Origin of the sequence: Pseudomonas sp. NFX15, assembly GCF_049132105.1 — a bacterium.
Lineage (GTDB): Bacteria > Pseudomonadota > Gammaproteobacteria > Pseudomonadales > Pseudomonadaceae > Aquipseudomonas.
On sequence record NZ_JAFMPV010000001.1, the window covers coordinates 25905 to 52359 of the forward strand.

Genomic DNA, 26455 nt, shown 5'->3' on the forward strand with positions numbered 1-26455 from the left:
TAACCAACCTCAGCACTCGCTACTCAACTTTAAGGAAGTAAATCCATGATTACCGATGTGACTTCGGCCATTTTCAAAGCCAAGCCAGGCCTACAAAAATATTTGGCACTGATGGATCAGGTGGAAAAGGTGAATGTCTCCACCGATGTGGCGTTTCAGCGAGCCTATAACGGGTTTTATCGAGTCCAGCGTCGGACGGCATCCTGGTATTCCACTTATTACAACCTCATGGAGGAATTGAAAGGTTCGAAGCCCACCTTTGGCAACGTACTAGACCGAGTGTACGAAGTCACTGGGCGTTACGAACCATCGTTTTCCAGTAAACTGGTCGCCACGCTATGTGCTGACAAACCTGTGTGGGACCAGCATGTCCTTAAAAACATCGGTGAGAAGGCACCAAGCTACACCTCTAAAAACAAGATTAGCGAAGCCAAACTCCGCTATGCGGACATCGAAAATTGGTACAATAAATATCTCACGTCCGATAAAGGGGTCAATTGGATCGAGCAATTTAACAAGCTGATTCCCGAGCACGACAAGCTTACCGATCTGAAAAAAGTGGATTTGATACTCTGGCAGACGCGCGATTAACGGTTTGATTGTTGACGTAGCAAGAAGGGTTGCGTCTGAACTGCAATTGGTCGAACTTCCTGCCCCCTAAATTCCGGTGTGGCACCAGGGGCAGGATCGATGCTGAGTAATGGACGTGACTGTAGAATTACCGCCTGAGGCTTGGCGTCTACAGATGAAGCGGGCTTAGTCGGGATGATTAGGGAGGTGGCAGAAGACTACGCCTTTAGTTATCTCGACCTGCAGATGAGTAAGCAAAAGCTAAATTTCACGTCAGAATCCGCTACCCGAAAAGTGTTGCGATCGCTGATCGAGGTCTTGTCTCTGGCGGATGTATGCGCTATCGGCAGGCAGGCGGCCAGAGACTGCGGAAAGGCTTACGAAGAAAAAATTGCGACCAGCCGCAAACATGCGGCGAATATGTTACCCGGCAAGATAACTAGGATCGCTGAATTGCGATCAAGTAAAGCCGATCTTTGGAAAGTTGAAAGGGCACTTAATCGGGTCTCACGCATTGAGCGAGTCTTGCACGATCTGCTCTTCGGCGGCCACGACACTATTTTCAACTGGCCGCAGGATCACTACTACGCGGAAGTCATCCTGCCGCGACTTCAAGGTGGCCGCGTCGTATCCCCGAGCAAGGTTCCGTACAAATCACCGAGGTAAATCGTCTGCGCTAAAAGTTGAGACCGTTGATCTTGAAGGTTCAGAACAAGGCTAGGTAGGCACACCTGTCGAGCGGATTACTGAATTACCTCCGCTTTTGAAGACTCTTCGAATGACCGCTTGTGGCCGATTCTGTTGAAAAAGTCGGCCATGGTTTCCTCGGCAGAAAAATACGCGTGCGATATTGAAATCTTTACTTTGAGCAGAGGAGTCGGTGCTCAGATTTCGCGTAACGACGTGCAAAAAAGACGTTTTCAACGTTCAGTACGGGGGCAGCCTGGAAAAACCGACTTTTTCAACAGAATCGGCCGATTTCTGCCTGTCGCGATGGGCTGAACACGACCTAAAGCAGCCGGTCAGCACCGGCAAAAAACGGCCTAAAGCTGCCGTCAGCCCCGCTGAAATCTAAAAGTAGCTCTAAATTTGCGGGACTAAACAAGCCTGCTCCCCGCTTTCTGAAGGAATAAAAATTGTTACGATTAAAATACAAAGCTAAATATTCTACAAATTACATTTTAATTATCGACGCTTTGTCCGATGGCGAGTTGCAAAATGGAAAAAGACTTGACGAAGATCTGCATGACCTTTTTGTAGCCAGAAACGAACAGTTTCCACGCCGTTGTATAAAAGTTTCAGATATCTCTGCCTTTAGAACTATCTTTGAAGGTCTGGAGAAAATGTGCCAATACGGCACCCAGCCCTTGATACATGTTGAAGCTCATGGAGACAAAATTAAAGGATTGAAGATAGGGAGAGACTACCTGCCATGGAGCGAGCTTATCAAGCTTGTCACTCCGCTTAATATACTGACAAAAAACAACTGTGGACTTGTACTGGCAAGTTGCTTTGGGGCTGAAATATCTAAATTTTTGCAAATAAATAAACCATGCCCATTTAATTTTGTTATTGCTCCGAGCACGAAGAAAGAAGCTGGGGAGCTTAGAGATAAAATGACCCTATTCTACAAAGAGCTTCTGTCTTCCGGAAGTTTTAATTTAGCGCTCGTACACATTGGAGAGAACTTTGTTTTTTTTGATTCGAGCAAATATTTCATTGAGGACGCCTTGATTTACTTTGCTGGTCAGTTAGTGTTAGTGGGGAAGCCTGCAAAAGCGTTAAGAGAGAAAATACTTAGCGATGTAAAACGCGAGATTGGCAATGCCGAAATTGATATAAAGTTATTGCGAGATGAAGTCAAAAAATTAATCGCCAGTCCTGAAGATATATACACCTACCACGCGGAAATTTTCTTACATGGAAATATTCCTATGCCGTATAGGGATTTTGAAAGTCTTTTGAGTGCAGCCAAACCACTGAAATAGCTTTCCGGGCGAGATCTACACCCCGCTAAAAACTTGGGCTGAGCAGGCTTTCAGTAACGTGAATTACTGGAGCCGAGCAGAATAAGGGGGGGGTCTTGCTGGATTCGAACACTTGTAAATCTCATGACTGGATTGCGAAAGGCTTTTTTCAGCATTCGATAAAAGCGAATTCGCGGCTTTAGCACTCGAGCCTTGGGCGGACATTCAGATGTCCGCTTTTGGCTGTCATTCCGGCGTCATCATCACCGCGAGCGTCAATTTGATGAACTCTTCGTTTTTGTCGATCGCTTCCAGGGCGCCGCGAACGTTGCCGGCGACGTCGGATGAGCCACGCTGCTCAACCCAGAGAGCCAGCTCCATGATGGCTGCTTCCAGGGCAATCTGATTTTCATTGAGCCTGTACAGCAATGAAGGGAGCAGGTCTGAGTTTGGCATGGCGTATCCTCCTTTGAGGAGGCAAGCGTATCAGCGGTCCATCATGAGGGGAATGGCGCTGCGATCGGCAGGACGCCTGGAAGGGCTGTCCCATCCTTCGTGGAAAAGTTACTCCAGTAATGGGTAATGTTTTACTCATCCCGGCCCGTTCAAATCCCATATCTATTAGCCAGAGCAAGACTCGGCCGAAGCCCTCGCCGCTTTCAATCAACCCTCGAGCGCTGGCCATCCTAAACGGCTCCCACCAACTTTATTCGTTATCGACACCTGGGCGTGTTTGACTTGGCGCGCGCAGTCGTCCCCCCGCCACGCCTGCGGGCCAAATGTGTCGTTTTTTCTGCACCCCTGCACCCAGTTCAAGCCGGTCCAGCCTGGGGCTGTGTGCGCGAATGTGGGGCGGAAAAAGCCTGCGAATCCCTGCGAGGGTGGGGCAATTCTGAGAGGTGGCTCGGGAAAAGGGTTAGTTTTTGAAAATGGGGGGAGAGGTGCTCTGCAGGTCCTGTGTTTGCTGGGCTTGAGTCCTAACTTTTGGGGGGTTAGTTATGGTTAGATTTAAGGTTGGCAGTTCGTAAGCTGATGATTTATAAGGTTATTATTTACTGATTTTTAACAGGTTAGGAAATTACCTCTCATAACCCTAAAGCTAACCACCTTGATCTGGTCAGTCGTCCATCCCATTGCTTCTGGCCGGAAAGCCGCCGGCCTTAAGTCGCTCTACCGGAAACATGCCTGAAATTGAGAAGGGGACTTCGCCGGACGATTGAGGGGCGCGCCGTACTACCAACAAAACGCCGTAGCGAACCAATGTGGAGGTGGAGCTTCCTAAGCAGTGATGGCAAAATGAAACCATATGCTCATCACCATGAATCGATTGGATTGTTGCATCGTTACACGGCAATGCCGAATGCTGGCAAAACGAATGTTGGAAGAGAGAGTTGGATGGGATTCTTAATGTTTTGCTGGTTAATGCTCGGAGTTGTGTGTGCTCTGATTGCTGCTGCAAAAGGACGTAGCGGATTGGGTTGGTTCATCCTCGGGTGCCTTTTTGGACCCTTGGCCTTGCTGTTCGCAGCGGTTATGTCACCAGATAAAACCCGAGAAGAAAGCTTCTTGAGGGCCTGTCCATATTGTGCGGAGAAGGTGCAGATGGAAGCCGTCTTATGCAAGCATTGCCAGCAATCATTAGAGAAAGCTAAACCCCGCAATGCAGATGCGTGGAGACAAAACTAGATCGGTAAGCGGCGCAAAGGACCCATTACTATTCGCCATTGCCAATACTCAAGGAATGCAAGGATGAAGGCTGCTCTCTGGTACTACATGCGGGGTCTCGCCTCTGGCATGGTTATCGCTGGCGTGCTGGCGGGGTGTAGCACTGGTGGTGCTCGCGATGAAAGCGGCCAACCTTTCGAGGATGTTTTCGGGGCTTTCACGAAGGGCGAGATCCGCTTGCATTGCGAACTTAGTTGCTCCGGATCGAAAGGAACGAAAAGTAAGCGATGGACCGCGCTATACAAACAACAGGCTTGGCGCGAGCTCGCCATTGAAGTGGCAGAACTTAATTTCGCAAGCGATCATGAGTACTTTTATCTGGCACGCTCAGCCGAGGGCCTGGGTTTTAACCAAGCGGCGCAGACCTATTACCTACTCGCAAAAAACGCCGCTCACAAATGTGAGAGCTACACCTGTAAGGATGTAGACGTGGCAGAGGAGGTCGATCGTGGCCTGGACCGCGTCGACGCCGCTATTGAATCGCATACCTTGATTGCTTTGCCTGCGATTGAACCGACCAGCACAACATCGCCTTCGACTACTCCCACAAGCAGCGCATTACCGTCGCCCAACTCCGGTCTTGGTGGCCGCACTGAGGAACAAGTGACCGTTACTTACATGAATGACACGGGTGATACGGTCTACAACCTTGATTATCACTTCAAGTCGGATCACAAAGGTGATGCGGGCGGCGGCGTACTGTCGCTCGCTGCGGCGGGTCAGCCGGGCAACATGGGGTATGGTTTGTTGGTGCAGATAGGTTATGTCTCAAGCCAAAGCTACAAGTACAGCACCGCGCGGGATGATTCGGGCAAGTTGCTGGAATATTCGCCATTTGTTGACGAGGTAATTTCCTGCAAAGGCTCTAAGTGCGTGCGAAACGAAACAGCGCGAATCCCATTGCCGCGCTCTTACCTCGAAGCGCGTGCGACGACGGGCCTGAAGATTCATTTGAAGGGCAAGGGCGGGGCGCAAGCCATCGAAGTCCCAGCGTCAGTTGTCACTCAATTCCTAGGCTCGGTACCGTAATAGCGCCAATCGCACGGTGGGAGGCTTCCACCCCCTTCGAGGCTGCTGTTGCCGTGAACTGCATTCCGCTAAGGGCAGCTAATGGCCGATTCTGTTGAAAAAGTCGGATTTTCAGATCGCCTGAACTCAGGCACGACTACCACTGGAGAACCTACTCACCACATTGAGTGGTTTTTCGGCCCTTCATTGAGCTTTGCAGCTCGGTTATTGGGTTGGATTGAGGGTTTTTGCTTCGTGCAGGCGCACCTATCCCGTGGCAGGTGGCCCTTGAGATGTAAATTTGGCCAGTCGTCGCAGGTTCTGCACCGCAGCGGCCAGCGTGAATTCATCGGTTGCGCCGCTCATGCCGCGTAGTCGCAAGCGATCCAGTTTCAGGATGCGCTTGAGGTGGGCAAACAACATTTCGACCTTCTTGCGTTCGTGGCGAGAGCGCATGTACGCAGGTGTCGCTGCGATTCGCCGAGCCACATCACGAGCGGCTTCATGAACGCTGCGGACGATCTTGCGAATCGAAGTGTTCGGGCAGCACTTGGCTTTCAGCGGACAGGCTACGCAGTCGGTCTGCCGGGATCGGAAGATGATGGTGTTGGCTTTAGTAACGTGCGAACGCTCGTTTTTGAAGGCTCGCCATTCGCTGCGTAATACGTTGCCGGCCGGACAGCGGTATTCCTCGGCCTCTTCATCCCAGTGGAAATCGTTACTCGAAAAGCTGTCGTTCTTGCGCTCGGTTTTGTCCCACACCGGCACATGCGGCTCGATGTTTTTTTCCTCTACCATCCAGGCCAGCATCGACGCGGTACCGTAAGCGGTGTCGCCAATGAGGCGTTCCGGCTTGATGTCGAACTGCGCTTCGACCCGGTCGATCATCGTCTTGGTGCTCTCGACTTCGGCCGTGCGATGAGCAGGTGTGGGTTCCACATCCATGATCACGCCGTGCTCGGTATCGATCAGATAATTCGTGGAGTAAGCGTAGAACGCTGGGCCACCTGGAGCTGCGGTCCAGCGGGCTTGAGGATCAGTCAGCGATAGGCGCTTCGGTAGCATTTCGGCCAGAGCCTCTTCATCGAGTGCCTCAAGATACTCACGCACGGCGCGGGTGCTCAGGGCCGGATCGCTCCAGTTGACCTGTTCATCACCCGGTACACCGCGCTGCCGGCTGGCATCCGCTTTGATGATGCTGGCGTCCACGGCAAAGCCTTCACCTTTGACCAAGCCTGCGTCCATGCAACGACGCAGCACTTCATTGAACAGCCAGCGAAAGAGATCGCTGTCCCGAAATCGGCCGTGTCGATTTTTGGAAAAGGTCGAGTGATTGGGGACTTCATCTTCAAGACTTAACCGGCAGAACCAGCGATACGCCAGGTTCAAATGGGTCTCTTCGCACAGCCGCCGCTCGGAGCGAATACCGTAGCAATAGCCCACGATCAGCATGCGGATCATAAGCTCAGGGTCAATCGAAGGACGCCCAATTGGACTGTAAAAATCGGCGAGGTGATGGCGCAGGTCGCTCAGATCGAGACACTGATCAATGCTGCGCAGAAGGTGATTGGAGGGGATGTGATCTTCAAGGTTGAACGAGTAAAACAGTCGCTCTTGCCCACTCAATAACTGTCCCATCATGCTGTGTGCTTCCCTGCTGGCCGATGCGAGAATTTTGCCGCAGGCCACACGGGGGAGCTACTTTTTCAACAGAATCGGCCAATAGCAACCCTTCGGGAAAATGGTTGATGCCTCACCACCAGGAGTGGCAACCGCCCCGAAGCAAACCTGCCAACAGTCTGTTATACGTACAAGCAAAGCGTATCTCGTTTGCGCCTGCCCACCTTGTAAAAATAAACTCCTATAATCAGAGAGGGCTAATTTTTTCCTGTCCGTTTTCAATCCCTAAGCGGGACATACTTGAATAGTGAGCGACCAGCAGATCTTTATGTGATCGGCGGTAGTCATAGATCACTATTCGCTTTTCCTGTTGAGCGGCTTTCGTCAAAACATCTGCCAGAAGACCTGTTATGGTTCCCGGCAGACCTGTAAGCACCTTGTCTGCCAGATTTTTGGTTATAGGCATCAGCGCAAGGGTTAGACTCTTAAGATCAACGGTGTTAGAAAAACGGTGCCAAACAGATTTAGCTTTTAACGATATGTTGTCCAATACAGCCACGTCCGACTCTCGATTATTCTCCAGACTGCTATGCGCATCGGAATATGCAGAAAAAATTTGGCTTCCCAGAAGCTCTTCAAATATTCCCACTTCGCTAGCCTTCACGCTTAGTTGTGGAATAGGTGTTAGCACTTCTATGGGAGTGACGCCGGGCAATAGATTTCCAACAGCTGAAAGTATATGAGGCGAAATTATTCCATAGTAGTCTTCGAGTTTAGGGAAAGGCAGAACAACCAGCATCGCCGAATCAGTTTTCAGCGCGAAAATAAGGTCAGTCAGGAAAAGGCTTAACGAGACATATCTACTCTGATTTTTTTCTTGAATCCCGCCAATAGCGTGCTTTTGTAGCATTTCTTGGATGGAATGAAGGATATTGTAATACTCAGTGCCGTCATAAGCAGTAATGCGCTCCTTACCAACCAAGCCCGGCAGATCTGAACTCATGCTATCTATTCTTCTGATGGAGTGCACACCTGCCTGAATCAGAGCATGGTATACGACCTTGTCATGATACTGGCCACCCCCTATACCGAAGCTATCCTTTATCCCACTTTCCAAGCCTGCCAAAGCAGCTAGGTGGACCATACTGACGTTCGCGGTTCGCTTTAGCACAGACATCCTCCCACAACTGAAGCAACAGAAATTAATTGTCGCAGGCAGAATACTCGATCCATGCGCTCAGCTCTGCCGATAATCATTTTAGCCAAATCGCGCGAGGGGCGAGAGGCTGTTGCCGCTGACGCAATTTTGACCCAGGCCGCCAGAACTCATTGACCTACCCAAATCTTCAGCGAATGATGTCTTTACGTGGGGTTTCACAGGTCGCATATAGGTCAGGCAAAATCAACATCCTGGTTCAAGTCCTATCAGCGCCAACAGGTCAATACCTTCGAGCGTGTGCTTTTGGCCGTTCTCCGCCGGTCGCGAAAGGCAGAAAGCGACCCAAAGCGGTCATTCCGCCTGTCTTCGAAATTAGGCGCATTCAGAGTGCGGTGTTTGGTGCCTTCTAGGCCCGCTGCGTTCAGCCTTCGGTTCGATCTTTCATTGCTGTATTTAAGGGCTTAGAAACGTCCAGAACGAACACATCAATTAGTCCAGCTAGCTCTGGCGGCATCGTTTTCTCTATGCTGCTTTTCAGCTCTTGAGCGGAGTTGATATTTCGGTTTTTAGTTCCTGCGACGTTCACATCACGGCCAAACCAGATCACAAGATAAATGCCTTGGTATTCAGCGTCTGGGTGGATGGAGTAGCGCGCATATAATTGCGCCGCCGCGGCAGTGTATAGCTCTCTATGCCACTGACCTTTTACCTCTGTCACAAGTAGCCGTCTTTTACCGCCAATCAATTTGGTCGCCGTGAAATCGCTGCGGTTAGCACTCTTCAACTGGTGCTCCGGCGTAATCGCGATACCCTGCGGTTCGAGTATTAGGTTGAGACGTTCAGCAATGATCTCGGTAGCTTGTACTTCGTTCAAGTGCTTACCATTGTCGTAAAATCGATCCGCGGAGTTAAATTCACCACCATTTATTGCTTTCTGAAAATCTTGAAGTTCTTGGAGGACGAGTTGGCGCAAGCCCTCAACATTCACCACAATGTCGCGATCCAGGCGATCGACGATTTCCTTTGGCGTCGGTGGTTCGAAATCCCTCAGCGCTTTCTGAGCGATTTTGCCGGCACGTATGCTCTTCAGATCGTTGTACATGTCTGTAAACTTTAGATCAGCAAGAAGGAGATCAAGGACACGGACGGCGTCATCGGAGTCATCTAAATCTATTAACCAAACGACTTCCGTCAAAAAGCGGTATGCATTTTCTTCGCTGGGGCTTCCCGTACCCCAATGGCTCGGTAGGTCAACCTTCGGCCATTTGTCAATAAAGGCCTCTAGAACAGCTTGCACTTTTCTTAATGTAAGCTTGGGCCAATGGGAGTGTTCACCATGGTTAAATCGCCCAGAGCGGTCACTAAGCAAAAATATAGTGTCCTTGTCGGCTTTCAGCCAACTCCAGTATGTTTCAGGTGTGTCCTCTACAAAATAAAATGCTCGCACGAACCAAAAAGCACGCCTTTTTTCGAGGTCTTCATCGCCTGTCGGGCTGGGCCATGCGGACATGAAAGTTGAGCAACGCTCTGAGACGATTTTTTGCAGGGCATCGCGATCACCGAACTCGGCCGCAATTTCAAAAAGTGTATCAAGCGATCCGAGCGCCAAATCAGGAAATCGGTTAAGCCATTCTATTGAGATTGCCGCCCGTAGGTGGCTGAAAGCCTCATCACCGCGTAACAACCAAATATCGGGATGTTGGCAACCCTTTTGTGCGAGTTGGGGCTCGACGTACCGCCGGAGAAAGGTTTCGGCACTTCCCGCGGCTGCGAAAATCAATCGGTTGACTTCATCTTTCAGCGCATGGCGTTCTTCGTCGGACACGGCACTGTAGCCCATGTCGAGATTAGTTCGCAGTGCATTCAGTAACGGCAGATCGACATTTTCCAGGTTTCCGTCGCTGCGCATGATTTCCAAGCAAGCTGCAAAAAGAACAGGTTCAGTGTATGCGCTCTGCGATGCACACTGTAATTCCGCAAGCCTGAGCAGATTAGGGACATCGGGAGCAATGAAATCTAGGCAGTTTCTGAGAGCCTTTCGAACAAGCGCTTCATCACCGAACTCATACTCAATTTTATCTGGGTCGGTAAGAACCAAATTAGCAAAGCGCGCAAGACAAGGCCAATGCCGACCACTTTGAACAAGCTCTCGGTTGTCCCGTAAATACTGGATGTTTAACTTATTGATGTCGTTTTGTTCTCGTCGGCGGCGATTCATCCTCCGCCTGTGGGCAAACATGCTTTTTTGTTGGGCTTGTGCAGATTGCGCAGCTGCCCTATTGAATTTTGCCCACTCGCGCATCAAAGGAGATTTCTCCAATGCCTGTTCACGCATGTGCCGTCGCAATCTATTTGGGCCTCGCTGTGCTTGACTTTGATGAAAGTGATGCATTGCGATGTAACTCGCCCACAGTGCCGGGTTATTAATTTCAAATGCCAGATCAACTATAAAGTAGTAATCGCTGGATTGAAAACGAAGGCCGGAGTGAGAGTGGAAATCAAATTTCTGTATTCTAGTTTCGAAAATATCGTCGCTGCTGGTGAGTTTTCCAAATGCATGAGCCATTATTCCTTGCCGCAAGCCATCGTCATCTTGAAGCACTTTAACGGCCTTGCTCTGATCTGCTGATTTTTGCTCATGAAAAATCAGATTTTCGATCCAATGCCAAACCCTTTTCGGGTCAAAAGGAGGTGTTGCCAATTCAAAGTATCGATCCAGCATCATGCCTACAATCTTGCTGATCCCAATTCTACAATCACATTCGTAATATTTTTTTTTGCATGTGCAAACAAGGTCTTTAGTTAAGTCATCTAGTAGCCACTCGATTGGTATCAAACCAAGTCCGCCAACGAAGCGCCTTATGAAATAACGCGTACCGATTGTGGATTTGTAAGGTTCTCGATGACTCGGGTAAAGGTTTGAGCAGACTCGAAAAAAGCCAGCGAGGTAAGCTAAACCAAATGCTTCGGCGCCGATAGCTGTTAGGATGGTTACCGCAATTTTCAGAGATGTATGACTGGCTTCAGAGACCAGGACTGCTAAATCGGTGTGATGGTCATAGTCCGGCAGGTCGATCAGACATTTGCTGGCCAACAAGCGACTGTGTTCGCTTTCGTCTGGATTCAACACGAGTTGACGCAACTCTTGTGTCAGATGCGCAATCGCTGGTGACCCCGTCAACAACTCAAGAATTAGATCACGCAAATGCCCATCACTGCCGCTCGCTAGAAGGGGTTTAATCTCTGTCATGACCTCTTGGGTGAAGAAACCTGAAGCACTGAACCGGCGCCAAGCATCTCCTCGCCGGAAATAGGGATCCTTCGTTTCGACAGCTTTCAGGCCTTGTATAAGTAGGCGCTTTGAGGAGTGTTCAAGTTGAGAGGGATCACCATTCGCAAGCACCGCGTAGGGATCAAGCTCAATAGCAGTCTCTTGAATAGATCTGTTGCCTAGCGCCGCGAGCCAACCCAGTAATCCCCGGAGTTCATCTCGAACTACGTTGTTCGGAGCGATGATGGGCAGGCATTTATGTAATGTCAGAGGATCAACCGGATCAGCGATCCGCTTGGCAAGGTAGTCCGCCGCACAGTATTCAGCAACGATCTTGTGAACAGGCCGATGTTGATCCGCACTGTCTCCAGGTTTAAAAAGTCGAGTTGCCAGGATGCCTTCAGCTGCTGTGTGTTTGTCAAAGAGTGATGCCAGCAGTGGATAGATCCGATTTGCGGTTGCCTCGCTCGTCCCTATGCCCTCTGCTCCGGACAGCAAAAGCTTGGCGAATACTTCCGACGACAGAGCAACCCTTTGTGTGCTGGATAGCGTCTGCACTACATTGACGTTAGCTTCCTTCGCCAGCCGTTCGACCGCTTGTGAAAATATACTTCGCTTATCTGTGAAGTATCTGCCGCTTTCCATATAGGCATCTGCAAACATCTTCAGAAATTGGGGATTAGGGAGTAATGCTCCTAAGCCGAATCGAGCTACTTCCGCTTGGAACTTTGAAAATTCTTCACCCCGAACATGATGATGAAAAATTTTCTGCTGTTCTCCCTCTTCAAACTCGCAAAGCCTAACCACCAACGGTGAGCATCCTAGATAGTCTTCGAATGCGTTTGTGGCAGCTGTGCCCCACTCGCTGGATCGGCTCGAAATTATGACATGTGTTGGCTTTGCTTTTCTGGCGTTAGCAAGAAGGCTGTGAATACCCGTTTGATCGAGTTTGGCCAACTCATCAAACGCATCGATCACGAGTGGGTAATTCTCTGCATCGGCCCCCAAGTGTTTGAACTTGTTTGCGGTAACGGTGGAGGTTCCCAGCTGTCGGGCTAGGCTTCCCATAAGTTCAGTTTTTCCGCCTCCGGGTTCTGCTAAAACAACAACGTAATTTGAAGCTGCTAGCAACGCTTCTTCAGCGTAAATACTGTCTTTGCTGGAGAGCATGCGCGGAAGGTAGAAAGTTGAATTCATAGGTTAAATTCTGCGTTTAAACTGCACCTTATTTTCGGCGCTATGTTATTTCAGCCAGGTCGTTTCACTGACTGTTGTTGCTGATGATAGTACGCCATTTCAATCTCACATTGGGCTTTGCAAAGGTTCTGGCGCTCGGTTTTTTCGGTACGGTGCCAATCTCAGCAAGAGTAATCTGCCTGACCATAGGTTTGTGGTGCTGGTTGCGTTTACACTCTGATCGCCCCCAATTTAGTAGACACGTCTGAATGACCGCTTTTGGCCGATTCTGTTGAAAAAGTCGGCTATGGTTTTTTCGGCAGAAAAGTACGCGCGTGAGATTGAAATTTTTACTTTGAGCAGAGGAGTCGGGGCTCAGATTTCGCGTAGCGACGTGCATAAAAGGCGTTTCCAGCGGTCAGCAGGGGACCAGTCTGGAAAATCCGACTTTTTCAACAGAATCGGCCGGTTGTTGCCCGTCGCCACCGGCAGCAAGCGAGAGCTCTCTGCCGATCATAGTTACTAGTGTGCTGGTCAAATCTGATGCAATCGGTGGTCAGATCGAATGCAAACTCCTGGTCAAGTGCAATGCAAACGAGTGGTCAGCGCCGACGCAATCAGGTGTTCAGTGGAGTGCAATTTCGCAGCTAGGCTCATGAATAGGTAAGAACAACAGCAAACATTGAGTATGAACTCCTGCCGGGTATTTCACCAATCGCCGGCCGCCGATGCACCGACCCCCAATGCCATGGCGCAATCTTTCGCGCTGTCGAACATGGTCCCTCAAGACCCGACCAACAACCGCAAGATCTGGAGCAAGGTCGAGTCTGACGTCAGGAAGTTCGCCCAGCGCGCCGATGGCAACGTGTATGTGTTTACCGGCCCGCTGTTTGACCCAGGTTACTCGACCATCGGCGACAACCAGGTCTGGGTGCCGACCCGCTTGTTCAAACTGGTTTATGACGCGTCCTCAAAACGTGCCTGGGCGTATGTGTTACCCAACGCTGAAACCCGTATCCAGAAGCCGATGGACTACGACACGTTCATGAAGAGCACCGGCCTCAAGCTGCTTGGAAATCTGCCCGTTACCGGTACGGCGGGACGCACTTGATAGGCTGAATGAACAACACCCCAAAAGATGAATGCAACTGATGGGGTGTTGCATTAACCGTCGACCAGAGTGGCGTGATTGCTGGGTATTAATGCCCTTGGATCGATGCGGGGATATCTCTTTCCTCGATATTCCCGTGTATGAAAAGACGATCATGTCAGGCAGGTCTTGAGGCTCTCTTGCAGCAGCGTGGCATCCAGCGGTTTTTGTAATACGCGGAATTCACCGGCGGCAGTGGCTTCAAGGCAGGCGCTGGAGGTGTCGGCGGTGATAATGATTGCCGGTACATCGGTATCGAGGTACTGACGCACCTGAGCGATCGCTTGCAGGCCATTCATGCCGTGCAAGCGAAAGTCGCTGAGGATCAGGTGAACCGGTGCGATGCCCATTGCCTGCGCTTCGCCATGGCGGCCGCAGGCCGCTTGAACCGAGGTGCCGGCATACACCCGGTGGCCCCAAACCTCAAGCAACTCGCTCAAGGCTTCCAGCACCGTGATTTCGTCATCAATAACCAGAATGCCCAAGGCATTGCTTGGCAATACAGACTGAAAAGCACGCAGCTTTGTCGGAGGCGCGGTGAGTGGCACCTTGATTGCAAAGCATGAGCCACGGCCCGGCACCGATGCCAGATGAAGTTCATGCCCCAGTAACCGCGCGGTATGGCGCACGATCGCAAGCCCAAGGCCGAGCCCTTGGCTGCGGTCGCGTTCAAGGTTATGTAACTGCACAAATTCATCGAAAATCTGCTCACGAAACGCCTCGGCAATACCAGGGCCGCTATCGACTACCTGGATTTCAAGGTATTGGCCGCGTCGACGACAGCCGAGCAACACTGCGCCGTTCTCGGTATAGCGAAAGGCATTGGCCAACAGGTTGTCGAGCACCCGCTTGAGCAGCACCGGGTCGGTTTCGAGCCACAATCTGCTGGAACGGACACGCCAGTGCAGACCGTGCGCTGCGGCGGTGGCAGCGAACTCATCGGCCAGATCCGTGAACAGCCGCTGCACCGATACGATCTCACGGTTGACCGTGACCACCCCAGCGTCCAGGCGTGAGATGTCCAGCAGGCCATTGAGCAGTCCACCGAGATTACCAATGACTGCTCCCAGGCGGGCGGCTACATCGCGGGCCTTGTCCGCCACCACGTCGCCGCGATCGGCCAATGCGGCAAGCCCTGCGACGAACAAACTCAGCGCGTGGATAGGTTGGCGGAGGTCGTGGCTGGCCGCGGCGAGAAAACGCGATTTGGCCTGGTCGGCAGCCTGGGCACGATCGCGCTCCTGCTCCAAGCGGCCGACTAAGTCGACATTTTCCAGGCGCAACCTGATGGTCTCGTACAGCGTCCGGTAGGTGACACGGCTGTAGTACAGATTGACCCCGGCCAGGCAGGCGAGGAAGAACAAATAGGTTGTGTAGGTCTCCCCGGAACGCAGCAGACACTGTAGAGTCACCGGCGCCAGCATAGCCAATAGAGAACCTGCATAGGCCGCGGGGAATGCCGACAGCGAAGGCACGGCGCCGCATGCCAGGCCTGTTAGCACTACGCAGGTAAACGCCTGCAGTTGCGGATCGCCAGTGGCAAAACCGACCCAACCAACCAGCCCCCAGAGTAGGCTTGACAGCCACGACAGCACTGAAGCGTGCCAGCCCCAGGTCTGCGACCGAGCAGGTAGGGTACGGGTTTTAGCGAAGTAACGCTTTGCATACAACACGCGGTATAGCGTCAGCGCATACATGGCCAGGATCCAGATACCGATCCAGGCCAATGGCAGCGCAGGGCGCAAGATGTAGGCGACGGGCAAGGGGATGGCAAAGTTGGCGAACAACACTCCGTAAGATTGGCGAAACAACAAATCGACAAAGTAATTGCGCTGGATAACCTCAGGCATGGCGAAATCTCAAATTAAGAGCAACTGAAAATGGACGTTAAGCGCCTCAAGGTATTGATCGCTGATGATCATGGTATCGTTCGTGATGGCCTGAAGTTTCTGCTCTCGACCCGTGACGACCTGCAGGTGATTGGAGAAGCAGCCCATAGCGAAGAGATTCTCAGTGTACTGACGCACCATTCAGTCGACCTGTTGCTGCTGGACCTGGGCATGCCGGGCGTCAACCGGCTGGCGTTCATTCGCGAACTGCGCCGGGACTTTCCCGCCCTGAAAATTTTGGTACTGACCGCCAATATCGACCTGAGCACCATCCGTGGTGTACTCGATGCAGGTGTCCACGCCTATATCTCCAAAGCCGACGATAGCCAGGAGATGTTCACCGCCCTTGATGCAGTTCGCCAAAACCTTCTCTACTTGGCCGTTGCCGTGCGCTTCGTGGTCGATGGTCATGGGGTTAGCGCCGCCGATGCTCATCTGATTGCCAATACCGAACTCACCGCGCGCGAGCGCCAGATCCTGGCTCTAATTGCTCAAGGCGCCAGCAGCACGCAGATTGCCGAACGCTTTTGCATCAGCGCGTTGACCGTGCGCAAACACCGGGAGAATCTGATGCGCAAACTCGACCTGCACAATACCGCGGAACTGGCGGCTTACGTCGTCCGGCTCGGCTTGCCCAGCGCCTGATCTTTGTTGGCCAGCATCCTGCTTTAGGTGCCTCGATAAAATACGGCAACTGCCGTATTTCTTCGCTCCGGTACCGGCCTTAACCTGCAGCCCTGGTATCACGCTGCTCGCACAACTTAGCTGACGACTCCCTTCAGCGTCTTCCAGAACCGGACCCGTACGATCCCCTCACTGGAAGAGCACTTTCATGTCTGCCCATCTCTGGATTCCGTTTGCCATCGCGACACTGGCGTTTGCCTGCATGCCCGGCCCTGCAATTTTGTACATGACCAGCCAGACCCTCGTCTACGGCCGTAGCGCGGGCTTGAAAGCCGCGCTAGGTATTCACCTAGGCTGCTACGTCCATATCGCGGCCGCAACGTGTGGCTTGTCCGTGCTGCTGCAGGCAGCACCAATGGCGTTCGACGTGATTCGCTTGGCCGGTGCCGGTTACCTGGTCTGGCTAGGGGGAAGGATGATCATCAACAGTCGCCAGTCGGTGAGCCCAGGACCGCTACGCGAACCTGGGGTATTGCGCGACAGCGTGGTGGTGGAGGTGCTCAACCCGAAAACGGCATTGTTCTTTTTAACCTTTCTGCCGCAGTTCGTCGACGCCACCAGCACCGCGCCGGTATGGCTACAATTTTTGCTGCTCGGCAGCTTCGTCAACTTAGTGTTTTCTATGGCTGACGTAACCGCAGTCTTAGGCGCTTCGCTGCTTCGCGGTCCATTTTCGGCACCGGGCTTCCAGCGTTTGGTCCCATGCGTGAGCGGGGTCATACTAATTGGGCTGGGTTGCGTGCTGGTGCTGCAAAGCGGCATACCTACGCAATAGATGTGCGAGCTTTGCGTCCATTGAACCGTTCCAGAATTAAAAACCCTTGATCATGAATGCTCGAATGGCAGCAACGATATGCAAAATGATGATAAAGAATAGGGTAGTGGAAGTGCCTTATTGATTAGATTGAGGATCATTTGTTGCTTTGACCTTCGCAGTCGCCAGATGAACAAGACGGCCATTTAAGTCTTGTCTGTCGGTAGCCGTGAACAACAGGTTAAGGGAGTACCCTGAATGCGTCGTAGAGGCCCGCAGTTCTGGCTTTGGGTTAACAACCGCTTGCCTACCAGAATCCATGATGAAAGGCTCAAGGATGGCCGGCAAGTGGAGGTGCAGGTACGCGTTACGTTTAGCGGAGAAGTCCAAACATTTATAGGGATTTATGCCAATAACGGCGCTCTGATGCACGAGGAGTTCCACGACCGCCGATTTTTTGAGCGACTGGGCACCGCTTTGAATTGGGGTGTTCAGCGTGCACGTAGCATTCTGTTGGAGAGCCAACCCTTTTGTGCACCTCATCATGCGCAGTTAACGCTTGGCCCAGTAATTTCGGATGCCACTGTGTTGGCGCTTAGACGCATGGAAATGACGGCCCATGAAGAGCGACAGCTCAAGATGCAAGACGCCAACGTGGAGTATGTTGCTGCAAAATCGGCGATGCTGGCGCTGATGCGCACTTGCTCAGTCGAAATTGGCGTTTGGGAGGCGCATCGCGCTCGTTTACAGCAGGCGATAGACCGCAGGGTTAACGTGCTACGAACGTATTTGCCTTAGAAGGCCTCAATTGATACGCCGGTAAATGTCGAAAGCAATACTGGGCAGTTCACGGAAGCTAAAGATAAAGATCGAGTGGTCGTTTGTTGGCCTATTGCCGGTGCTGTGAATCATGCGATAGGAAGATTCAGGAGCAGTATTCAAGGAATGCCCTATGCACTCGACCATTTCGTTTTGAGGTGCGGCCACTACAAAATTACCGGTGCATAGAAAGAAATCGGCCGATAGCGACAGTCGAACATGTCGCACTAGCGAGCACGTTTATCTCAAAAAAGACTGAACGGATAGTTGACGATCACCCGATTGTCATCAAACTCGTTGCTGCTGTAATCGCGTCGGATACTGGCGTTGCGCAAGCGCACGCTGAGGTTCTTCAATGAACCGCTTTGCACTGTATAGGCCAGCTCGATTTCGCGCCCCCATTCCTCGCCGTCGGTAACCGCGCCGATATGCACATTGCTGCCACGGACATAACGATTCATCAACACCAGGCCAGGTATGCCGAGCGCGACGAAGTTGTAGTCGTGGCGCAGCTGCCATGACTTTTCCCTGGCGTTGTCGTAGCTATTGTTGAAGCTGTCATTAGCCAGTGAAATTCCCGCGGTGCCATTGACTCGCATCCAGGGATCATCCCCGGTGAGCTTCTGCAAACCGACATAGAAGGTATTGCCGCCATATCGAGCGGACAGCAAAACAGAAATCGTGCGGTTGTCCAGCTCGCCCGCTCGGGCGCTGCCGTTCTCCCGCCCCTGGAAATAGCCCAGATTGGCGCCCAGCACCCAGTCTCCCAGCGGTTGGTTATGGATGACTTGCAGATACTGCTGCTGGTAGATGTCTCTGAGTTCGGCATTCCATATGCCCACCAGCGTGCGCTTGTCGTTGAAGCTGTATTCACCGCCGACGAAGTTAAAACGGTCGGAGACGAACGCCGTCTTGCTCAGCATGAACATGTCCTGTTGGCTGGAGTCGTTACGCGGGCTGTTCTGTCGAAATTGACCACCGTACAAGGTCAGGCCCTCGATCTCCTGCGAGGTGATTTGCCCGCCTTCGAACGTCTGCGGCAGCGAACGACCATCGTCGGAACGCAGGATCGGCAGTATTGGCATCCACTCGCCGACTTTAAATTCGGTCTTGCTGATTTTCATTTTTCCGGCCAGCGCCAGGCGCCCGAAGTTGTCGGCGGGGCGCCCGTCGCGGTCGATCGGCAACAGCTGCGTGCCGCCGCTGCCCTTGCCGCCATCCAGCTTGATCGAGTAGAACCCCAGTACGTCCAAGCCGAAGCCCACCGGGCTTTGAGTGAACCCGGAGCGGGCATCGAGGATGAAACTCTGGGTCCACTCTTCGGCCTTGCCGTGGGGCGATGCCGGGTTGGAAAAGTTGCGGTTGATGTAGAAGTTTCTCAGGTTGAGGGTCGCGTTGGCGTCGTCGAGCACCCCGGCTGCAAGCGCCTTGAATGGAAGCGTGCCGACGATGGAAAGCGTGAGGGCGATTCGAAGATTGGCGATTATTTTCATTATTGTTTTTATCCAATTTCTGGCTGTAGAAATCCGCTGCATCCGGCAGCGCGAATGCAGTGAGTTCAATCGAATGGCTTGCGGCAGCGGCCCTGAACGAGCCGCTAGAACGACTCGGTGGTTATTGCAGCAGTAACAGTGATCCGGAAACGAAGGCGAAGATCAGGACAAATCGGCGCAAGCGGGCTTCGTTAATAAAGCGTCGGGCCCAATGGCTGGCGAGCACGCCGAGCGCCAAGGGCAGGCACAGGCTCAATACCGGTGATGCCTGCGTCGCATGCAAATGCCCACCCAGTGCGAGCACCACCAGGGAAATCACTTCGCCCACCAGGAAGCACAAGGCGACCGACCCTCTCAAGGTGGCCACCGGCGAATGCTGGTACACCAGGGCCAACGGCGGGCCGCCGACGCCGGTGGCCGTTTCGGTGATGCCGGTGATCAGTCCGGTGGAAATCAGCGCACGCCGTCCCGGTACAAAGGATGGCGCCATCCAGGTCGCCAGGCACGCGGCGATCGTCGAAAGGCCAATCAACACGTTTAGCTGTGAGAGCGGGAGCCAGAACAGTATCCAGACTCCGCCGAACGTACCGACAAAACGTCCAGCGGTAATCCACGAACTGCCCCGCAAATCAATTGCCTCACGCTCGCGCCAGGCGATCGCCGCATTCAAGGGCAACATCAGAATCAACAGGCTGACCGGCAGGGATTCTGGAGCTAGCAAGCCCATTACCGGCGCAACGATGAGGGCGAAGCCCATGCCCGTTGTCCCTTGGATAAGCGCACCGCAAGCAACGGCGACTGCGATGAGGTAGAGCGGGTCGAATGGTAATGTCATTTTTTACCCAATAACAAAGAGTGTTAAGCCACGGGAGGCAGTGGATGGATTTTATGGATCGGCGCCTGGCCGACGATGTCCCGCGCCAGCGCATCTACCTGACGCATTAGTTGGCGGGCGTCCCAGTCGGTCGGCCAGCCTTGCCACAGACGAACGTTTCCCTGCACTACGACGGCGTGGATCTGATCCCTGTTCGCCAGCCGCACCAGGTCCCAGGTCAGGTTCCATGACGGCAGCAGTTCCGGCACCGCAAGGTCCACCAGCAGGAAATCAGCGGCGTGGCCTGGCGTAATTTGTCCGGTTAACTGGCCGAGGTGGAGCGCCTGCGCAGCGTTTTTGGTGCTCATGTCGAGCCATAGTTGCCCACCGCCGCAAACCGAATCCCCGACAGATATCCCGTGGGCGAAACGCTGGGCGGCTTCGGCATAGTCCAGCAGGCGGAAACCGTCGCCGCGCGTGCCATCAGTCCCCAGGGCCACCGGAATGCCCAGACAGTGCATCAGGTGCGCTTGGGCTACGGCGTTGCCTTTCCAGGCACTGGCCACCGGGTTGTAGCTCACTGCTGCACCGCTATCACGCAACAGGCAGATCTCGTTCGGCGTCAGTAATGTCGCGTGGGCCAGCAACGCCGCAGGGCCGAGAGCGCCGGCACGGTGCAGTTGCTCCAAAGGTCTGACGCCGTAGAGTTCCAGTGAGCGTTCAACGGCAACAAGGTGCTCGTTGACGTGGCTCTGGAACACCCGCCCGGCCTCTTCGCATAAGCAGTAGACCGCCTTCAGGGTCGGGTCAGTGGCGATTTCGGGAATGGGCACCGCCAGCGAAGGTGTGATCAGTGTGTCGTTATCCCAATGCGACAAATGCCGTTCCGCTACCGCGAGAATCTGACGCGCATCAAGCACCTGCTTGCCCTGAAGGTCGTTGCAGGTCTTCGCCAGTACGCAGCGGATGCCGACTTCATGAACAGCCTTGGCGATGGCTTCGACACTTTCCGTCGAGCGCGTGCCGGCATCGCACACGGTGGTAAAGCCGCCGCGCAGCGATTCAAAAGCGGCCAGTTTGCTGGTCAGATAAAGCAACTCCGAATCGAGCGAGCCTTCGAGGGGAATCCATACCCGACGGAAAATTTCCGAAGGTTCGCCGAAGACCAGGCCTTTGCCGAAACTCTGGCTTAGATGGTGATGGGTATCGATGAAACCTGGCATCAACAACTGTTGTTCAAGGCGCAGCACCTGGTGAGCAGGATAACGTGCCTGCAAAAGTGACAGAGGCCCGACGTCCGCAAATGTGCCATCGACCACCAGCACGGCCTGACCGCGCTTTGGGCCTTCCGGTAGCATCAGCCAGTCCGGCGCCAACAGCTGTTGTGGTGCAATAAGTTGTTCAGGAGAAGAGAGCAGGTGAGTAGTAACTGTGCGATCCATGGAGCAACCTTAGTGGGCGTGTGGAGAGTGAGTCAGATCGGACTTGGTGTCCGTAGCGTTGTCCTGGCGACCCACACAATGGAAGAAGAAGTTCATGACGGCGGCGGTGACGGCGCCCATGGCGACGCCATTGCCGAGCAGTCCGGCCAGGCCGTTTGGGAAATGGCTGTAAACCCCTGGTACCAAAATCGGCAATAGACCGACCGCCAGGGCAACGGACACCACGTACATGTTGCCGTGGTGCCGCAGGTCAACTTTTCGCAGCATGTCGATGCCCATGGTGCCGACGATGGCGAACACGATTAGACTGGTGCCGCCGACCACCGCTTCGGGTACTCCGCCGATCAACCGCGCCAGGGGGGCCAGTAGGGCAAACAGCAAGAGCAGCCCTCCGGACACCGCGGTGACATAACGCGAGCGAACGTGCGTGGCGCGGATGACGCCGATGTTTTCGCCGCTGGTGATGATCAGCGAGGTGCCCATGAACCCGCCGAGGATCGACGCCAGTGCGTCGCCGCGAATGGTGCGGGTGACGTCCCTGTTGATATCCAGTGGCTTGTCCACCGCTTCGCTGATCGCCACGGTCTGGCCCGTCGCTTCAACCATGGAAACCAGACAAAAAAGCATCAACGGAATCGACGCAAACAGATCGAATTGAGGAACGCCGAACGGCATGAGTGCCGGCAGGCTCAGCAATGGCCACCAGCTCAACTGCGAGCTGTCAAAAGCCCCCAGGGCGAGCGCCAGCAGACTGCCGCCGACCAGGCCGAGCAAGATGGATAACTGACCGAGAGTGCCACGCAACAACCGTGAACACAGCACCGTTATGAGGATTGTGGAGAACGCCAGCAGCAGTTGCTGCGGGGCGGCGAAGTCGGCGCTGCCAGGTCGGCCGACGATCAGCTCGCCCGACAGCTTGACCAGGTTGACGGACACCAGCAGCAGCATCGTGCCAACCACCACCTGGGGGAAGAAACGCAGGAGCCGGCGAAAGATCGGCAGTACCACGAAGTAGAAGACACCCGTCAGAATGACCGCGCCGGAGGCCGTCGCCACGCTGTTCTGCTGAGCGATCAGAATGAACAACATGATCGGCGCTCCACCGGGGAGCATGATGAAGGGCAAGCGCGCGCCACAACCGCGCAATCCTAAAGACTGGATAAGGGTGCCCAGCCCGCAGACCAAAAAGGTCGCGCTCAGTAACTGCATCGTCAGCTCACTGGAAAAGCCCAATACCGTGGCCATCAGAAAGACCGATGCAACAGGCGACGCCGCCATCACCAACACATGCTGCGCGCCAAAAATCAATAGCTGGCGCCAGGGAAGTCGCTCATCAACAGCGGAAACTGGGTTTTTCTTGTTATCCGGCATATCCCACCTCTACGTAAAGCCAGCATCCACGGCTTATTGATTATTGTTTTAAACGTCACGTAGTTTCGGTTGGGATCGTGTAGGTAAATCCCAAACCAAATCGATTTTGCTATAGGCCCAAATCGATTTGGGTGAAATGTATTCCCGTTCTTTAAAGGTGTCAACGATCTATGTGTCGTCGATGCCTCTCAGTGGCCGAGAACCTTCAGTGCGCGTATAACTCGGCAGCATTGCTGACCGAGTTGCCCCAACCGATGCCAAATAACGACAACCACCGCCCTACCATTGCCGACGTTGCGGACGCTGCCGGCGTGTCGCGCACCACCGTTTCCCACGCGCTAAATGACCGCGGCCAGGTCGATCCGGTGACCCGCGCCCGAGTCAAAGAAGTCGCCGCCAGTCTTGGCTATACCCCCAATCTGCGTGCCCAGCGCCTGCGCACCGGGAGGGCCAATGCCATTGCGTTGCTGTCCTCGATGCCCTTTGCCGTAGCAGGCGGATCGTCGCGCCTGGGCTTTTTGATGGAGATCGCGGCTACCGCGACGGAAGCTGCCCTGCGTCGGGGAGTGGCGCTGGTGCTGGTGCCGCCCATGGACGAGGCCAAGGCTTTGCTGGATACCCTGGATATCGACGGCGCTGTCATCATCGAGCCGGTCGCCAACGACCCGCACATCGCGCGACTGCGTAAAAGAGGTGTGAAACTGGTATCGATCGGACGCCAACCCGAGGCCGGTTTCACCTTGCCGTATATCGACATGCATGGCGAAGTGGCGGGCGCCTTGCTGCTCGATCATCTGCACGAGCAGGGGGCGCGACGGATCGGCTTAGTGATCGGGATTCAATCCCGGCATTCCTACCTGGACATGGAGCAAGCGTATCGCGCTTACTGCTCTACCCAAGGGCTGACCCCAGCGATAGTTCGCGCCGACGAAGCGGGTGGCGAAGCGGCCGGAGTTGCGGCGTGTGTGCAATTGCTGGACGAGCATCCGGACCTGGATGGTCTATGCGTGCCGGTCGATGCTTTCGCGATTGGCGCCGTGCAGGCGTTGAGCGAAAAAGGTTTGAAGGTGCCGCAGGATGTGAAGGTGGTCACCCGTTATGACGGCTTTCGCGCGCGGGAATGTAAACCGCCCCTGACGGCCTTGAACATGCACCTGGAGGAGGTGGCTGCGCTGGCGATCGAGTTGCTGTTCGAACAGATCAATGGTTCCGGCGCCGTCCAACGTCAGCGCATTGATGCGCCTGTGGCCACGCTTTTGGTTCGTGAATCGAGCGCGGGTTTGCACAAGAAAAATGCTTGAGCCGAATCAAGCCCTGGCAGACAGTCGGGGTTTGTGTGGCTCATGCAGCAGCATACATTGCGACCAGACGCCCGATTGGGCTATAAAAGTCGGCCAGGTAATGGCGTAGATCGCTTAGATCGAGGCATCGATCTACGTTGCGCAGGAGGTGATTGGCTGGGATGTGATTGCAAGTACACCGCCAGCATTGGCTGTGCCTCGCTAGCGTCGGTCTCCATCGTAAAGGGTACTGGTGCCGACATCGCGGCTCTGCCTTCTGAAGTGAAAGGGGGGACTGATCAACTGAAGACTCTGATTCAGACTCATCCGGCGCTACGCGCACGCAAGACGATTGAGTTCCCTTATCAGACCTACCCATATTTATGTCGCCGTCTGGATTGAGCTGGCCAGACTCAGGCAGCGTGCTTCCATGTCGAAACGGCAGCTGTAACGAGCGTAATTGCTCGATAGACGGTAATCCTACTCGGCGGTTGATTGATCCAGATTAAAGCGCGGCCAGATACGCGTTGACCTGACGCTTTCGGTCCAACAGACTTTCCTGCTCTTGTGAATGTCTGCAGGTCTGTTAGATGCGTAAATCATGGTCAGTCGTTGCGTTCAGCCTGCTTGTCTCTCATTACGCCTTCGCCGGTGAAACCACCAACACAGCTGTCGGTGGAGGTCTCGGTGGTGCCTTGGGCAGTGTTGTCGGTCAGGCTGTCGGCGGGAGCGCTGACGCAGCGATCGGAGCGGGTGTTGGCGGCGCGGCGGGGCGGCGCAATGACGGCCAAGAGCGGCAAGAAAACTGAATCTGCCATTGGTGGCGGTCTCGGGGCAGCAGGTGGTCAGGTGATCGGTAACAGCCTTGGTGGTTCCACTGGCGGCCTTATCGGCGCAGGGCTCGGCGGCGCGGCGGGCGGTGCGGTCGGCAATAATCTGGCCGACGATAACGACCATCACGCCGACTACAAGCATAAGAATAAATACAAACACAAACATGGCGGCTAGTTCGTCGATTGTACTCGAGCATGCAGTTGGCCTTTAACTGTTCGCATGGCCGGTTGACCACACAGTGAAAGACCTCTCGAGCAGGCGTCAGTCGGCCGTGAAAATGGCTCGGTTGACCGTAGAGACGCTTCGCGGCCTGTTGTCCCGATGCCTGGGGTCAACAGGCGCTCATGCCTATCGGTTAAAACGTTCGGCCAGGCTGTGCAGGTACTCGGCCATTTCTTCCAGGTCCTGGCTGATGGCTGCGCCTTGCTTGGCCTGGCCGGCGCTGTGATCGCACAGTTGGGCAATGCGCGTGATCTGCTGATTGATGTCTTCGGCGACGTGGCTTTGCTCTTCAGATGCAGAGGCCATTTGTTGGCTCATGCCGGTAATCCGGGTCACGGCCTGGCTGATGCCGACCAGGGCCGACTGCACCGCCTCGACGCTTTGCATGCTTTCGCGGGAAATTTGTTCGCCACGGCTGGCCGTTGACACGGCGCGGTCGGCGCCGACATACAGGGACGCAATGATGCCGTGGATCTGTTCGGTGGAGGTGCGCGTGCGTTGGGCAAGGGAGCGCACCTCGTCGGCCACCACGGCAAAACCGCGTCCTTGCTCACCCGCCCGGGCCGCCTCGATGGCTGCATTGAGCGCCAGCAGGTTGGTCTGTTCGGCAATGGAGGTGATGACATCGACGACACTGCCGATCGATTGCGTTTCGCTGGCCAACGCATTCACCGCCTGGCCAATTTCGTTGACCGCCTCGTGCATGCCCTTCATCGCGTTGAGGCTTTGCTGGGCCAGTTCACTGCCTTCGCGGGTCAACTGGTCGGCCTCGGACGCGGCATGGGCGGTGCTGATGACGTTCTGGGTGACTTCCTGGATGGTCGCGGCCATTTGTGAAATGGCGGCGGCCGACTGATCGGTTTCACTGCGCTGACGGTCCAGCGATTGCGCCTGGGCACCGGAGAGCTCGGATGACTGAGCGGCCTTGGACTTGACGTTCACACCGGCATCGACCAACCGGCTCAGGGCAGTCTGCAAACGAGCCTCCTCACTGAGCATGGCCATATCGAGCCGACCTTGTGGGCCGTGGTTGTCGCTGTAGGTGAGCGCGACCAATGGATCGGAAAACGCCTTTGGATGCTCGGCCAGGGTGCGCTCGATGGCCCTGCGCTGGCGGGATTCGATCAGGTACCAGGCAATGCCCAGACTGGCGACGAGCAATCCTTGCGACGCCGTCTTTGGCAACCACTGGTCTGCGATCAGGGAC

At 54.1% G+C, this 26455-nt stretch carries 17 protein-coding genes and 3 pseudogenes; 10 read left to right on the top strand and 10 right to left on the bottom strand.

Annotated features, from left to right (window positions below; genetic code table 11):
• Nucleotides 1–45 precede the first annotated feature (45 nt).
• The 3 genes from J1D76_RS00115 to J1D76_RS00125 all read left to right on the top strand — a co-directional run bounded on the left by J1D76_RS00115 (nucleotide 46) and on the right by J1D76_RS00125 (nucleotide 2558).
• On the top strand, nucleotides 46–591 hold the full coding sequence (locus J1D76_RS00115; RefSeq protein WP_421136442.1) for a hypothetical protein: 546 nt from the start codon (nucleotides 46–48) through the stop codon (nucleotides 589–591).
• 186 nt (nucleotides 592–777) lie between these two features.
• Entirely contained in the window at nucleotides 778–1236 is a 459-nt protein-coding gene (locus J1D76_RS00120) for a hypothetical protein (RefSeq protein ID WP_421136443.1), read from the top strand.
• Nucleotides 1237–1706: 470 nt separating this feature from the next.
• The gene (locus J1D76_RS00125; protein WP_421136444.1) at nucleotides 1707–2558 is read left to right on the top strand and encodes a hypothetical protein; all 852 of its coding nucleotides are present in this window, start codon (nucleotides 1707–1709) and stop codon (nucleotides 2556–2558) included.
• Between the two features lie 225 nt (nucleotides 2559–2783).
• On the opposite strand, the gene J1D76_RS00130 is transcribed toward J1D76_RS00125, so the two are convergent.
• Entirely contained in the window at nucleotides 2784–2993 is a 210-nt protein-coding gene (locus J1D76_RS00130) for a hypothetical protein (RefSeq protein ID WP_421136445.1), read from the bottom strand.
• 1293 nt (nucleotides 2994–4286) lie between these two features.
• Here J1D76_RS00130 and J1D76_RS00135 point away from each other — a divergent pair.
• Nucleotides 4287–5291 (top strand): hypothetical protein, encoded by a 1005-nt coding sequence (locus J1D76_RS00135; RefSeq protein WP_421136446.1) that lies wholly within the window; start codon nucleotides 4287–4289, stop codon nucleotides 5289–5291.
• A gap of 246 nt (nucleotides 5292–5537) precedes the next feature.
• Here J1D76_RS00135 and J1D76_RS00140 read toward each other — a convergent pair whose 3' ends face one another.
• The 3 genes from J1D76_RS00140 to J1D76_RS00150 all read right to left on the bottom strand — a co-directional run bounded on the left by J1D76_RS00140 (nucleotide 5538) and on the right by J1D76_RS00150 (nucleotide 12517).
• Nucleotides 5538–6911 (bottom strand): transposase, encoded by a 1374-nt coding sequence (locus tag J1D76_RS00140; RefSeq protein WP_421136447.1) that lies wholly within the window; start codon nucleotides 6909–6911, stop codon nucleotides 5538–5540.
• A 226-nt stretch (nucleotides 6912–7137) separates the two neighbouring features.
• Nucleotides 7138–7893: a hypothetical protein gene (locus tag J1D76_RS00145; RefSeq protein WP_421136448.1), complete on the bottom strand. Its 756-nt coding sequence runs from the start codon at nucleotides 7891–7893 to the stop codon at nucleotides 7138–7140.
• 577 nt (nucleotides 7894–8470) lie between these two features.
• Nucleotides 8471–12517 carry an NACHT domain-containing protein gene (locus J1D76_RS00150; protein WP_421136449.1) on the bottom strand — a complete coding sequence of 1349 codons (4047 nt, stop codon included), beginning with the start codon at nucleotides 12515–12517 and terminating at the stop codon, nucleotides 8471–8473.
• A gap of 688 nt (nucleotides 12518–13205) precedes the next feature.
• On the opposite strand from J1D76_RS00150, the pseudogene J1D76_RS00155 reads away from it, so the two are divergent.
• Nucleotides 13206–13607: pseudogene (locus J1D76_RS00155) on the top strand (DNA/RNA non-specific endonuclease); the annotation flags it as partial.
• A gap of 152 nt (nucleotides 13608–13759) precedes the next feature.
• Here J1D76_RS00155 and J1D76_RS00160 read toward each other — a convergent pair.
• Nucleotides 13760–15343: an ATP-binding protein gene (locus J1D76_RS00160; protein ID WP_421136450.1), complete on the bottom strand. Its 1584-nt coding sequence runs from the start codon at nucleotides 15341–15343 to the stop codon at nucleotides 13760–13762.
• A gap of 183 nt (nucleotides 15344–15526) precedes the next feature.
• Here J1D76_RS00160 and J1D76_RS00165 point away from each other — a divergent pair, with 183 nt between their 5' ends.
• From J1D76_RS00165 to J1D76_RS00175, 3 genes are all read left to right on the top strand, one after another.
• On the top strand, nucleotides 15527–16180 hold the full coding sequence (locus J1D76_RS00165) for a response regulator (RefSeq protein ID WP_421136451.1): 654 nt from the start codon (nucleotides 15527–15529) through the stop codon (nucleotides 16178–16180).
• A 187-nt stretch (nucleotides 16181–16367) separates the two neighbouring features.
• Complete coding sequence (locus J1D76_RS00170; RefSeq protein ID WP_421136452.1) at nucleotides 16368–16994, top strand: LysE family translocator; 627 nt, start codon at nucleotides 16368–16370, stop codon at nucleotides 16992–16994.
• A 237-nt stretch (nucleotides 16995–17231) separates the two neighbouring features.
• Nucleotides 17232–17771, top strand: a complete 540-nt coding sequence (locus J1D76_RS00175) for a hypothetical protein (RefSeq protein WP_421136453.1) — start codon at nucleotides 17232–17234, stop codon at nucleotides 17769–17771.
• A 266-nt stretch (nucleotides 17772–18037) separates the two neighbouring features.
• Here the strand turns inward: J1D76_RS00175 and J1D76_RS00180 are convergent, their stop codons facing one another.
• The 4 genes from J1D76_RS00180 to J1D76_RS00195 form a co-directional block, all read right to left on the bottom strand.
• The gene (locus J1D76_RS00180) at nucleotides 18038–19285 is read right to left on the bottom strand and encodes an OprD family porin (protein WP_421136454.1); all 1248 of its coding nucleotides are present in this window, start codon (nucleotides 19283–19285) and stop codon (nucleotides 18038–18040) included.
• A 121-nt stretch (nucleotides 19286–19406) separates the two neighbouring features.
• On the bottom strand, nucleotides 19407–20120 hold the full coding sequence (locus tag J1D76_RS00185) for a sulfite exporter TauE/SafE family protein (RefSeq protein ID WP_421136455.1): 714 nt from the start codon (nucleotides 20118–20120) through the stop codon (nucleotides 19407–19409).
• Nucleotides 20121–20143: 23 nt separating this feature from the next.
• On the bottom strand, nucleotides 20144–21541 hold the full coding sequence (locus J1D76_RS00190; protein WP_421136456.1) for an amidohydrolase family protein: 1398 nt from the start codon (nucleotides 21539–21541) through the stop codon (nucleotides 20144–20146).
• A 9-nt stretch (nucleotides 21542–21550) separates the two neighbouring features.
• Entirely contained in the window at nucleotides 21551–22912 is a 1362-nt protein-coding gene (locus J1D76_RS00195; protein ID WP_421136457.1) for a uracil-xanthine permease family protein, read from the bottom strand.
• Between the two features lie 191 nt (nucleotides 22913–23103).
• Here J1D76_RS00195 and J1D76_RS00200 point away from each other — a divergent pair, with 191 nt between their 5' ends.
• Nucleotides 23104–24213: a substrate-binding domain-containing protein gene (locus J1D76_RS00200; RefSeq protein ID WP_421136458.1), complete on the top strand. Its 1110-nt coding sequence runs from the start codon at nucleotides 23104–23106 to the stop codon at nucleotides 24211–24213.
• A gap of 569 nt (nucleotides 24214–24782) precedes the next feature.
• Nucleotides 24783–25200, top strand: a pseudogene (locus J1D76_RS00205) (glycine zipper domain-containing protein).
• A gap of 174 nt (nucleotides 25201–25374) precedes the next feature.
• Here the strand turns inward: J1D76_RS00205 and J1D76_RS00210 are convergent.
• A pseudogene (locus tag J1D76_RS00210) lies at nucleotides 25375–26349 on the bottom strand (methyl-accepting chemotaxis protein); the annotation flags it as partial.
• Nucleotides 26350–26455 lie beyond the last annotated feature (106 nt).

Bases quoted from the DNA above. Each gene is read 5' to 3' on its own strand.
- J1D76_RS00115 (WP_421136442.1), top strand. From the start codon at position 46: ATGATTACCGATGTGACTTCGGCCATTTTCAAAGCCAAGCCAGGCCTA.
- J1D76_RS00130 (WP_421136445.1), bottom strand. From the start codon at position 2,993: ATGCCAAACTCAGACCTGCTCCCTTCATTGCTGTACAGGCTCAATGAA.
- J1D76_RS00135 (WP_421136446.1), top strand. From the start codon at position 4,287: ATGAAGGCTGCTCTCTGGTACTACATGCGGGGTCTCGCCTCTGGCATG.
- J1D76_RS00140 (WP_421136447.1), bottom strand. From the start codon at position 6,911: ATGATGGGACAGTTATTGAGTGGGCAAGAGCGACTGTTTTACTCGTTC.
- J1D76_RS00145 (WP_421136448.1), bottom strand. From the start codon at position 7,893: ATGAGTTCAGATCTGCCGGGCTTGGTTGGTAAGGAGCGCATTACTGCT.
- J1D76_RS00150 (WP_421136449.1), bottom strand. From the start codon at position 12,517: ATGAATTCAACTTTCTACCTTCCGCGCATGCTCTCCAGCAAAGACAGT.
- J1D76_RS00160 (WP_421136450.1), bottom strand. From the start codon at position 15,343: ATGTATGCGCTGACGCTATACCGCGTGTTGTATGCAAAGCGTTACTTC.
- J1D76_RS00165 (WP_421136451.1), top strand. From the start codon at position 15,527: ATGGACGTTAAGCGCCTCAAGGTATTGATCGCTGATGATCATGGTATC.
- J1D76_RS00170 (WP_421136452.1), top strand. From the start codon at position 16,368: ATGTCTGCCCATCTCTGGATTCCGTTTGCCATCGCGACACTGGCGTTT.
- J1D76_RS00175 (WP_421136453.1), top strand. From the start codon at position 17,232: ATGCGTCGTAGAGGCCCGCAGTTCTGGCTTTGGGTTAACAACCGCTTG.
- J1D76_RS00180 (WP_421136454.1), bottom strand. From the start codon at position 19,285: ATGAAAATAATCGCCAATCTTCGAATCGCCCTCACGCTTTCCATCGTC.
- J1D76_RS00185 (WP_421136455.1), bottom strand. From the start codon at position 20,120: ATGACATTACCATTCGACCCGCTCTACCTCATCGCAGTCGCCGTTGCT.
- J1D76_RS00190 (WP_421136456.1), bottom strand. From the start codon at position 21,541: ATGGATCGCACAGTTACTACTCACCTGCTCTCTTCTCCTGAACAACTT.
- J1D76_RS00195 (WP_421136457.1), bottom strand. From the start codon at position 22,912: ATGCCGGATAACAAGAAAAACCCAGTTTCCGCTGTTGATGAGCGACTT.